The following is a 10,439-nucleotide window of genomic DNA, read 5'->3' on the forward strand; positions in this document are numbered from 1 at the left end:
GGTCCGGAGCCGACGGCTGCCGCGGCGACGGGCCGCGTCCACGTCGACGGCGGACGGGGGCTCGGGGGTGCCAGCCGCCTCGTGCAGCAGCGTGCGGACGGCGTGCTCATCCAGGGTGTCCATCGTCAGTTCTCCTCGGCCGGTACCGGGTCGAGCGCGCGGCGCAGCGCGCTCAGGCCCTTGGCGGTCTGGCTCTTCACGGTGCCCGGCGCGCAGCCGAGCTCCGCCGCGGTCTCCTCGACGGGCAGGTCGCAGTAAAAGCGGAGCACCAGCGTCGCGCGCTGCCTGGGCGGCAGGCTGGCCAGCGCGGCGCGCACGTCGAGGCGCGTGTCGGGGTCGGCGTCCGCAGCGGCGGGCAGGTCGGGGTACGCGGAAAAGAGCGTTACCCGGCGGCTCCAGGCGGAGCGACGCTCGGCGAGGAACGTGCGGATGAGGATCGTCCTGGCGTAGGCGTCGATGCTGGCCGCGTTCCGCGCGCGGCCCCAGTGGGTGTACAGCCGGGTGATGGCCGTCTGCACGAGGTCGTCCGCGCGCTGCCAGTCCTGGCACAGCAGGTAAGCCACCCGACGCAGCGAGGGCAGGCGGCCCTGGATGTAGTCGGTGTATTCGGCTTCCCGTGCAGGTCTCACCGGGCGGTCCTCGAATGCTCCATACCTACTTGATGGTCACGGACAGACTGCTGGTTGCCCAGGGGCGCTGGCTAAATTCCGCTCTTGCCCGGGCCCTAGCCGATCATCCCGGATCGGCTGCGGGCCACCTTGATCGCGCCGACCTGGACGACCAGCAAGACGCACATGACGATGGGAACGATGTAGACGGCCGATGACGCTTTAGCCGGGTTGCGGGTCGTCGCGGCAGAGATGACGTAGATGACCACGCCCGCGGCGGGATGCATGACCAGCCCGAGGCCCTTGGACACGAAGTTGTTGTAGCCGGCGCCGAAGTGGATCGGCACCCGTGCGTCGGCCGGGAGGATGACCCAGCCGTAACAGGAGACGCCGATCATGGCGAGCAGGATCACTCCGCCGATGACGAGTGACGCGATCATGGCCGCAGCCACAGGCCCGCGACCTTGCCGTCCTCGTCGAAGATGACCCGGCCTGTCGCCTCGCCCGCCTCGAACCGCAGCGGGATCTCGACGACGGTGTGGTCGGCGACCCGGTGGGCGAACGCGTCGCCCATGCCCTCATAAGCGCCGACCAGGCCGGCCATGCGTGCCCAGCCATCGGCCAGTCGCTTGGCATCGAGGCGCTGACTCATCTGGCCGCTGAAGTCGCGGCGTGCTTCCTCCCAGCGGCCTTCGGTCATGGAGGCCAGGATCGCGACGGCCCGTTCCGCGGCACCCGCCGCGATTTCCGTGCTCATCGGGGCTCCGGTGCGCGGGTCAACCGGGTGCCCGAACCGCTGGAACGCGGCCTGCCGGGTGGTGCCGAGAACATCGCCAATCTCCCTCCAGCTATGACCGGTCGCGCGCGCCTGGTCGACGGCCTGCTGCATCGCCTCGCCGGCGACGGTGGCCAGGTCCCGTGCCGCCGCCAGGGCCGCAAGCGGGGAGCCGCTGCCGACGCGGGCGACCGCATCGGCGAGCCGATCCACAGTGTCAAGATTCTCATGACGATTTGTTGGTGTCAATTCATCCTTGACATACGGACGGTTCGCGGCATCCCGCCTGCGTCGCGCCGCACTCCGGCATGTCGCGTCACAGTACCGCCTCCGCCTGCCCTTTCCTTCTCGGTGGGGTAGCGGCCGACCGCACGCCTCGCAGACTGCGGGGGTGTCAGGAGCTACCATCGTGTCGCCTCAAGCACTAGCACGAAATAAATAATACGTGCTCAGTCTTGCGCACGTAAATGGCCCGAGGCAACAGGCCGCGGCCGTCGGCGGACCCGGCGACCCGGGCAGTGCGGGTCCGGCGAAGGTAGCTCAGGTCCGCGACCCAGGCTTCAGGCTCAACGGGCATCTGAAATAACAATCGGACGGCTTGCAAACCACATGAAATAAATAATCGGACGGCTCGTAAATCACACCGCCGATTAAGGCTGGCAGCGCATTAACGTTGCCGATAGCTTGCATTTCAAATTATGCTCACCTTAATCTCGCGTCCGTATAGCTCCTCGTTCCCGGGAGGCCCACGTGGGCAAGCGCGGCATGGCACGAATTACGGGCGGCCTTTTGGGAACGGCAGCAGTTGTTCTGCTCGCCGTCGGCACGTCACTGCCTGCGGCTGCCGCGCCGACAGCCTCTTCGCAGGATCAAAGCGGTGGCGTTTGCACCTGACCTGGACCGCGGTCCTGCCCGCCGACGGGACCGTACCCGTCTCCGCGGTCGGGCCAACCTTCTGGTGGGGCGGCGCGGTGTCTGACCCGAACCCGCACGCACTGTTCGGGCAGGCATTTCTTGAGGTGCAGTTCTATCCGGATGCCGTGGTCAACACGTGCTCCTCCGACGGCGGCTACAACGTGACGTACGCGCCAGGCAAGTTCACGGTCTGCTCGCCGGTCTGGCAGGTCAGCACGCAGAGCGGAGCGGAGGACGCCGCATTCAACGCGGAGCTCTACGACGGCACGAGCAAGTCTCCGCTGGTGATGAGCGCGGGCGACACCGTGCGCATCCACTTCCACCTCGGCTCGGCGGGCCAAGGGTGGAATGTCACGGTGACCGACGTGACCACCGGCCATTCCGGCACGATCGTCCTGAACAGCAAGTACGGACCGCTGCTCCCGCTGTACAGCACTCAGCAGATCGGCAACGCGCTCGGCTGGGGCCTTGTGGACGACACGCCTAACGCGTTCGTCTGGGAGATCGGGCACACGTCAAACTTCAGCACTCCGGCTGGCCAGCTTTGCTATCCGGGGCAGACCGACTGCGATTCTTACAACACCGCGAGCTGGCTCGGGATCACGCCGTTGAAGATCCTGTCTGTCACCTTTGCCAACGGGTCCGCGCCCAGTGAGTGGGCGGTGACAAGCGACCTCGGCGGGACGGCGGAGGTCTCCTCGTACTGTCCGGCTTACGGCGGCCCCTACTGCACCTATCCGTGGTATGCGGCCAATTCCGCCTATAGCGCGATCACCTTCGGCGCCGACTACCCAGGCACGAAGTTCGACTACAAGCAGGGATCGCAGTTCCCGGCCACCATGCAGTGCGGCGGGCCTTACGGACCCGACTCCACATACTGCGACACAGTGCTGAAGCCGTCGCCCCTCTCATAGCTCAAACGGGCTGCCCTTCAAGGCCACGCGGGAAACGGCAGCCCCTACCGGATCGCCCGCCGCGGATAGTTCGCCAGGAACGGCCCACTGTCACGGCGTGGCGCCGGCACCGGCGGTGCCGACTGGCGCCATGGAGGGTTCGGCGGCCCGTCGTAGGCGCGCCCCCTAGCAGGGGGGCCAGGGTCATAACTGCGTCCGGTAGCGGCGGCAGCGTTGTGGCTGGAGACGGAGGCTGCCCTGGCCATGGCCGTGTATCGGTCCCACGCCACGACCGAGTGAGTGGCCCAGAAGCCGGCATCAGACTGCTGGCACCGGGGGCACGCCAGCCGGCCGAGGGCGTCGATGCGCCAGCCGGCTTTGATCGCGCGGACGCGGGCGTCGGCCTCTCCGAGTGCCGCGGAATCGGCGTGCCAGGAGATGCACGACCCCATCTCACACCACATGATTGGTATCCGCAGCTCATCGCCGATCACGGCCCGCTCGGTACTTGCGGAGCGGGCGGCGGCCTCAGCCCGGTAGGCAGCCTCAGCTCTGGCGGCGGCCTCAGCCCTGGCGGCAGCCTCAGCCCTCGCGGCGGCCTCAGCCCGGTAGGCAGCCTCGGCTCTCACGGCAGCCTCAGCCCTCGCGGCAGCCTGAGCCCGGTAAACAGCCTCAGCCCGGTAGGCAGCCTCCGCCCGGGCGGCAGCCTCAGCCTGGGCAACCTCAGCCCGGTAGGTGTCGACAGGAACTTCTTGCGACGCATAGTCGTCGCGCCTCGGCTGGGCGTGGCCGTCGCCCATCGGGTTGGCGCGGTCATCCTCTCTGAGGGTGGTGAGCCAATCGCCTGTCTGGCGCCAGTCGCTGTCGTGGACCATGCGGGCGTCGTGTGACCGGATCTTGATCTTCATGTCGCCCCTCCCGTCGAGTCAGTAATGAGCGCCTGCGCCTACCCCGTGTGGGCCGCCTGCCGGACCCGCGCCACCGTTGCGGCCGCCCTCCCCTTAGCAAGGCGCCGCGTCCCCTTAGCAAGGCGCCGGGCTCACCACCTGCGGTTTCATAAATCGACAGTCCCGGCTGCTAATCACGAATGGATATACCTTAGATAAATTTCCGGCTTATTTATTGGATGTCGCGGCGTGGTATGTGGAAAATTCCAGTCGTTTACATATGCACAGGGCGCGGAGCACGTTATGCCATGTCAAGTGGTTCGCAGCGCGGTGACCCGGCAATGAAGTCCCCATCATTTCCCCAGTGTGTACACAGGCTAGGCCCGGTTTTACACAGGTGATGCACACCGTTGTCCACAGCGACGCTGCTCACTTATCCGGGGGAGCTACCCGGCCCCGGCAGAGTCGCCAGACCTAGCGGGGAGCCTCCAAGGGCTCATCCTCAGCTAGGCACCGGCAGCGCATTTCCTCAGTACAACGCCTGAGCGGGACCTGGCCAATGAGCCACAGAATCGTCACTTGGCATGGGACCTTCGGCACCTTGACACGCCTGAATGCACGGCGTGTAGTAACTGTGTCCGGGTGTACGGGGCCGGGTTACTGCCTGGAGTGACAGCGGTGAAGCATCGGGGAACCATGCCTTTGGAGGCGAGAGCGCTGGTGCCATCTGCGGATCATCCGCAGGCGGCGTACCTGGCTTTCGATGACGCCGCCGAGCCGCAGTTGACCATCTATGACGTAGCTGAGGACAGCCTGCCCACCGAGGACCTGGCCGCTGCTTTCCTGCGCAAAGGCCGGCGTCCGATCTGGCTACGGCTCGGCCCGCAGGATCGCGACCCCGGCACGTTTCTCGTTTCGCTCGCGACCGCGGCGGCGCGTTTCGGTGCGGCAAACGTGACGTCGGAGTTGATGCGAGCGAAGCCAGGCCCCGTATACGGCTGGCCGTCTCTGTTCGCCGGACTGGGCACCGAGATGGGTGGGCGGCTGAGCATGAGCGGTGCCCTCGTGCTTGAGAACGTCCAGCATGCGTGGGACCGAACGGCCACCTTCACCCTGCTGAGCACCGACCTGCTGCCGCCTCTGGCTCGTGCCGTCCCGTGCGTGCTCGTCGCCAGCGGCAACCCACCGGACGGCGTGCCCAGTGCATGGGTCCGGCGGTCCCGCGGCGACTTGAGCCTGCCGCCTACGGCAGCGCGGCGGGCCCTCGATGAAATAGGTTTGCCCTTGTCACGCCGCGCGGACGAACGGGTGACGGCGCTCGCGGGGCGGCCTACTGTGCTCGCTGCGATCCGCGCCGCACGGTGCTCTGCCGGTCCCCGCACTCTCGCGAGCGTGCTCGAACGGGCACGTGGCGAGAAGGACCTGCTCACACGACTTGCCGGGGTACTGCTCGGTAGTACCAGCGAGGACAGCCGCCGTGCACTTGGGCTCGCGCTGCGGATCGAATACACCCACCCGGCGATGACATCAGCCGTAACCGGCGAGAGCCTTCTAGCGCAAGGCCCCTGGATCCAGTCGCTCGAGGATGGCTGGTCGCGCGTCAGAAACAACTGGCGCGATCCCCTGGGCGCCGCACTGGGGCAGCGGTCCATGCCAAGTCGCGAGGCGTTGCACAAGGCAGCGGACTGGCTGCTCCTGGCTGGCGAGGGCGACGAGGCAATCTCTGTTTACTTCACGCTCGGTGATCATGACTGCGCCGCACGAGCGATCTCCAGCCGTGCTGAAGGTCTCATCGATCTCGGCAGGTGGCAAGCCCTAGAGGAGTGGCTCGACCGATTGCCTCCCGGCTTGTCCGCCGTTTACCCGAACTTCGATTACGTGCGCGCCGAGATGATGGCGGCCCGCGGTGACTCGGTCGCAGCGAGCCGCTTGTACGACTCAGCAGCGACACGGTATGCCAATCGCAATGACGCGGACGGCGCCTCTCGCAGCATGCTTGCCGCAAGCGCTGCCGCGGCGAACGCTGGCGATCTTGTGAAAGCACGAGAGCACGCGCGCGCGGCCCGCTTGCTCGTGGAGACGGCCGCTGCGGCCAACGACGCTAAAGCTGCCATGGTCCGGATGTGGGCGACCTGGCAGGAAGGCCGCGTGGCGCTCGTCACCGGCGATACCGACTACGCCCTCGCTTCGTTCAGCCGGGCTGCCGCGGCCGTCTCGGTCGGCGCCGCCGCCGAGCCGATACGGAAGGCGGGTCAACTCGCCACGCAGGTGGCTACGTTGCGCCGAGAGCAGGAATCGCACCGCGAGGCCGAGGCCGCGCTCAGCCGCGCCGAGCACCAGGTACTTGGTGAACTGCTTGCATGCGCCCGGGCGCCGGGCGGCCGTGACGGCGGCGTACCGGGAGGGGACGGCTGGTCGGACGTGCCTGCCGTCCTAAAGATGCCCGGACTGGCCGAATCTAGCGGGGAGCGGACGGTGGGGCGGTGGTCGTGGACCAGGTTGCGCGGCCGGCTGCATGACAGGCACCCTGGCGGGGCGCATATCAACGGCCCGAACGGAGCGGCGTTGCCGCCGGACGCCGGTGAATCACCTGTTTCCCATGCTGTTAAGTTCGCCGCGATGGCCGTGCCATCAACAGGCTCACGAGCGTGGCGCGCGCGCCCCGTGGGGTCGGTAGGACAAGTGCAGACTGCGCCCGGGCGAACGGTGTCGGAAGGGGCCTCACCGCATCTCGCGACGCTGCGGCGTGCGGCGCCGGGCCGCGTCTCGCACCCAGTCCATGCCCAGGCGGAGGTCTCCGTCCACCTGCTCGGCCCTATGAGCGTCGTCATCGATGACGCTCCCGTTGAAGAATGGTCAAGCGCGCGTACTCGTTCGCTGTTCGGCTATCTGCTGACCCACCGCCAGCCGTGGCCTTCGCGTGAGGTACTAATGGGGGTGTTCTGGCCAGAGTCGTCACCAAAGGCCTCGAGGAACAGCCTTAACGTCGCCATCCATGGCTTGCGGTGCGTGTTGAAGAAGGCCAAGGACGTCCCAGTCATCGTCTATTCCGATGGCACCTACCGACTTCACCCTGACGTACGCCTATGGCTAGATATTGAGGAGTTCGACAAGCTGGTCGAACGGGGCCGGCTCCATGAGGACGTGGGCGATACCGACCAGGCGACGGCCGCGTACGAATTCGCCACCGGTCTTTACCGCGGCGAATTCCTTGCGGACGACCCTTATGACGACTGGGCGGCGCTGATCCGTGAACGTCTGCGCCTCGCATACCTCGACACGCTTGGGCGGCTCAGCAACCTCCACTTCAACGCGGGGCGATACGCGCAATCCGCACACCTTTGTCGGCGCATTATCGAACAAGATCCTTGCCGGGAGGACGCGTACCGGCGGCTGATGCGCTGCTACAGCAGGCAGGGTCAGCCACACTTGGCGCTGATCCAGTACCGGGCATGCGTCGGCGCGCTCCGAAGCGAACTGGGCGTCGAACCTGATTTGGCCACGATCACACTGCACAACCAGATTCGGCGCCATGAGTCGGTGTGAACCGGGGGGCTGCCCACCCTGCAGCTTTGCGTGTCCGGGGAACCCAGCGCGCACCCGCTTAATTCAGGTCCCTACGGGATTAAGCGCCCGCCCATGCAGCGGTTAAGCGCGGCCCACCAGAGTGAGCTTCATGGATCCCTCCAGCATCGGACACGGGGCCAGAGGAGGTGAAACGCTTCAGGACCCCGCGCGAGAGCGGATTCAACCCATGCTCACTTCTCGAAGTAGGAAGGTGATCACCATGTCTGTACCTGGGTCCAGCCCAATCCAGTTCCCGTCCGTCCTGAGTGCCGACTTCGCTGTCGACCAGGTGACTGATCCCGGCGGCGCCCCGGCGGATGTCCTCGACCTCGACCTAGGCTTCGCGGTCAAGGGTCATATCGATTTCCCGAACTGGCTGGGGGGTACGGGAAACGTCTCCGTCTACGCCGACCAGCTCGGCGGCGGGTATAACCAAAAGATTCTCTCGAAAGACATCACCATCACAGCGAACCCGACGGATCCAGCGGGCACCACGCCCATCCCCTGGACGTTGACCTACCCCGCCGACCGGCCATCCAGCTCGATACCGCTTTCCGATCCTTCGCCTCCGCCGGGTTCGATGGTGTACAACCTCGTCGCCGTCTTCATCTTCAATGGTGTGCCCTCGGACATCGCAGCGTTCGTGGAAATGGGGAATTACATGATCAACTGAGCTTGTGGATCTTCTTCATCGCAAGCTCCAGCAGAAAGAGTCTGACGCAGGTGCGGGGCTCGGGCATGGCTGCCACAGCCAGCCCGGGGCCCGCACCGAGAGTACAGATGGGGGATGGAACGCGTCCGGGGAGGCAAACTTGCGGAAGGAACCGCGATGCCACCGAAACGCGGCGGTCCTGCGGCAGGAAACGGGCAGCACTACGAGAGTTTCATCGTCCGCGTTCTTCTCAACGACGATGGCTCGATCCGCGACACCAGGATGGAGCACGTCGGGACCGGCGAGGTAAAGCGATGGGCCGGCTGGGAGCACGATGCCATGCTGCGCTTCATCAAGGAGACTGCTGCCCCCACTGCCCCCGCTGCCCCCGTCGGGCTGCTCGCGGCGCCAGTGGGGCCACTCGACGCGGAGCCGGATCCGGAATACATGCCTGAGTCAGTCGCCGAACCAAGCGCGACCAGCCAGGTCCCCCCCATCGGGCAGCCACCTGTCACCGCACAGGCGTCGACGACGCCTTCGCCGCCAGCCCAGCCCGAAGCGTCTCAAGCGGCGGCCCGGTCCGCGGCCGCAGACGCTTCGCCGCCCTGGCCCGCCGCATGGATCGTTAGGTTGCGGCCGGATCGCACGCTGCTCCGCGCGGCGCAGTCCTTCGGGGTGACCCTGAGCCTGGACTTGACCAAAGCGGCACCGCAAAGCGACCGGCTCATCTATAGCGCGGTGATCATAGCCAGGCAACTCGGGGGAAGATCCGGCAGAACCCTTGCCAGGCCGCGCGGATTGCTGAAAGTAGCGGGCATCACAACCATCACGATTGACGCTGAAGGTCTTCCGCCCGGCATCTATCTCCTAGAGGCCGCGGTAAGCCTGCGAGCAGCAGGCGCCGGCCATGGGGGCATCGCCGCGATGGCTGAGGGGATCATGCTGCAGGTCATGCCCTCCTGAAGCGGCGGCCCCTTGCGTCCTGCGACGCGATCAGGCGGGTGTTCCGTCCCAGTCAATGCCGTTGTTGCTTAGCCAGTGCCGCGCCTCGCTGGACAGGCCGGGGGAAGGTGACGGATTGACCTCGAGGCCGGTCATCCGCACGCCGCCCTTCGCGCCGACATGGACGGCCGTATCGTCACCATGCTCAAGGATGAGGCGTTCGAAATCCGGGGGCCACCTCAGCAGAACGCGCCGCCCGCAATCCGGGCAGACCCATTCCTCTTCGCCGGACTTCGCGCGGCCGTTAAGAATCATCTCGTGTGTCTCTCGCACGATGTCACCTATCTAGGCATCCCATGACAATCTAGGGCATTCTACCCAACGAATGTCAGTTCGTCACGGACTCAAGAACCTATCCCCCTACAGGCCTCGAACGGCTGCGCCGCGCCGTAACCTGTCGCCGCGACTGTCCCAGGGGGACATCGGCCAACGTGCAGCGCTGATCGGCCATCCGGGGAGCGGTGTCTACGCGGTGCCAGCCAGGGCGGCTGATCGTTGCCGGGTCGGCTGAAGCACAGATGACCCCAGCCAGCGGGTGACCCGTAGCGCGAGTTCCACGTCGCGGCGGTTATCGCTAAGTGGCCGGCCGAGGCTCTCTTCGGCCTTACGGATCCGGTACTGGACGGTGTTCTTGTGCAGCATCAGCCGTTCGGCGGTGACCTTGTAGCTGCCCCCGGTGTGCAGGAAGATCAGCAGGGTATCGCGCAGGCGGGCGTGGTTCTCGTCGTCGGTGGCCAGGTCCGCCAGCGTGGCGAGCACCCAGGCCCGCAGCAGCTCGGGTGAGCCGAGCATCATCGCCACCGGTGCGACCTCACCGAATGCTACCGTCCGCAGCGGAGGAGAGCCGGCCGCGAGCGCGACGGCCTGGGCGGCGAGGGCCTGGGAGTGGGTGAGGCGGAACCCGGTGGTGCCCTTGGCCGCGTCGCCGAAGGCGAAATGGATGTCGCTGTCTGCTCCGGCCGTGCTTGCCTCGGCGGCGTCGAAGGTGTCCCGGATCCCCAGCGGCAGCCAGGCCGCACCCTGTTCCAGCAGATCATGGACCTGACCTTGGAGGACAAGGACAACCAGGAGATCGCCGCCATCGTGGCCGACACCGCCCACCAGGTCTTCGACCTGCTGGAACCGGCCCTGACCGACTAC

At 66.5% G+C, this 10,439-nt stretch carries 10 protein-coding genes; 4 read left to right on the forward strand and 6 right to left on the reverse strand.

Annotated features, from left to right (window positions below; all coding sequences use genetic code 11):
- Window positions 1-125: 125 nt before the first annotated feature.
- The 3 genes from WA805_RS08980 to WA805_RS08990 all read right to left on the reverse strand — a co-directional run bounded on the left by WA805_RS08980 (window position 126) and on the right by WA805_RS08990 (window position 1,596).
- The gene (locus WA805_RS08980; RefSeq protein ID WP_422284356.1) at window positions 126-629 is read right to left on the reverse strand and encodes a SigE family RNA polymerase sigma factor; all 504 of its coding nucleotides are present in this window, start codon (window positions 627-629) and stop codon (window positions 126-128) included.
- A gap of 95 nt (window positions 630-724) precedes the next feature.
- On the reverse strand, window positions 725-1,048 hold the full coding sequence (locus WA805_RS08985) for a hypothetical protein (protein WP_425242110.1): 324 nt from the start codon (window positions 1,046-1,048) through the stop codon (window positions 725-727).
- Entirely contained in the window at window positions 1,045-1,596 is a 552-nt protein-coding gene (locus tag WA805_RS08990) for a DUF3887 domain-containing protein (protein WP_425242111.1), read from the reverse strand. The genes WA805_RS08985 and WA805_RS08990 overlap by 4 nt, the downstream gene beginning before the upstream one ends.
- 671 nt (window positions 1,597-2,267) lie before the next feature.
- Between WA805_RS08990 and WA805_RS08995 the strand changes: the two genes are divergently transcribed.
- Window positions 2,268-3,212 carry a hypothetical protein gene (locus tag WA805_RS08995; RefSeq protein ID WP_422284354.1) on the forward strand — a complete coding sequence of 315 codons (945 nt, stop codon included), beginning with the start codon at window positions 2,268-2,270 and terminating at the stop codon, window positions 3,210-3,212.
- A gap of 44 nt (window positions 3,213-3,256) precedes the next feature.
- On the opposite strand, the gene WA805_RS09000 is transcribed toward WA805_RS08995, so the two are convergent.
- A complete protein-coding gene (locus tag WA805_RS09000) occupies window positions 3,257-4,099 on the reverse strand; it encodes a hypothetical protein (RefSeq protein ID WP_422284352.1) in 843 nt (280 codons plus the stop codon).
- A gap of 699 nt (window positions 4,100-4,798) precedes the next feature.
- Here WA805_RS09000 and WA805_RS09005 point away from each other — a divergent pair.
- From WA805_RS09005 to WA805_RS09015, 3 genes are all read left to right on the forward strand, one after another.
- Window positions 4,799-7,624: an AfsR/SARP family transcriptional regulator gene (locus tag WA805_RS09005; protein ID WP_425242112.1), complete on the forward strand. Its 2,826-nt coding sequence runs from the start codon at window positions 4,799-4,801 to the stop codon at window positions 7,622-7,624.
- A 310-nt stretch (window positions 7,625-7,934) separates the two neighbouring features.
- Window positions 7,935-8,318, forward strand: coding sequence for a hypothetical protein (locus WA805_RS09010; RefSeq protein WP_424563056.1), 384 nt, complete (start codon window positions 7,935-7,937; stop codon window positions 8,316-8,318).
- 156 nt (window positions 8,319-8,474) lie between these two features.
- Window positions 8,475-9,260, forward strand: coding sequence for a hypothetical protein (locus WA805_RS09015; protein ID WP_422284347.1), 786 nt, complete (start codon window positions 8,475-8,477; stop codon window positions 9,258-9,260).
- Between the two features lie 30 nt (window positions 9,261-9,290).
- Here the strand turns inward: WA805_RS09015 and WA805_RS09020 are convergent, their stop codons facing one another.
- Both WA805_RS09020 and WA805_RS09025 read right to left on the reverse strand, forming a co-directional pair.
- The gene (locus tag WA805_RS09020; RefSeq protein WP_422272182.1) at window positions 9,291-9,572 is read right to left on the reverse strand and encodes a hypothetical protein; all 282 of its coding nucleotides are present in this window, start codon (window positions 9,570-9,572) and stop codon (window positions 9,291-9,293) included.
- 192 nt (window positions 9,573-9,764) lie between these two features.
- Window positions 9,765-10,439: PucR family transcriptional regulator (locus tag WA805_RS09025; protein ID WP_425242113.1), on the reverse strand; the 675-nt coding region annotated here is incomplete at its 5' end.

It is taken from the genome of Trebonia sp., from assembly GCF_049794275.1.
Taxonomy (GTDB): domain Bacteria; phylum Actinomycetota; class Actinomycetes; order Streptosporangiales; family Streptosporangiaceae; genus Trebonia.

Excerpts from the sequence above, each read along its gene's own strand:
- WA805_RS09000 (WP_422284352.1), bottom strand. The coding sequence starts at position 4,099 with ATGAAGATCAAGATCCGGTCACACGACGCCCGCATGGTCCACGACAGC.
- WA805_RS09015 (WP_422284347.1), top strand. The coding sequence starts at position 8,475 with ATGCCACCGAAACGCGGCGGTCCTGCGGCAGGAAACGGGCAGCACTAC.
- WA805_RS08985 (WP_425242110.1), bottom strand. The coding sequence starts at position 1,048 with ATGATCGCGTCACTCGTCATCGGCGGAGTGATCCTGCTCGCCATGATC.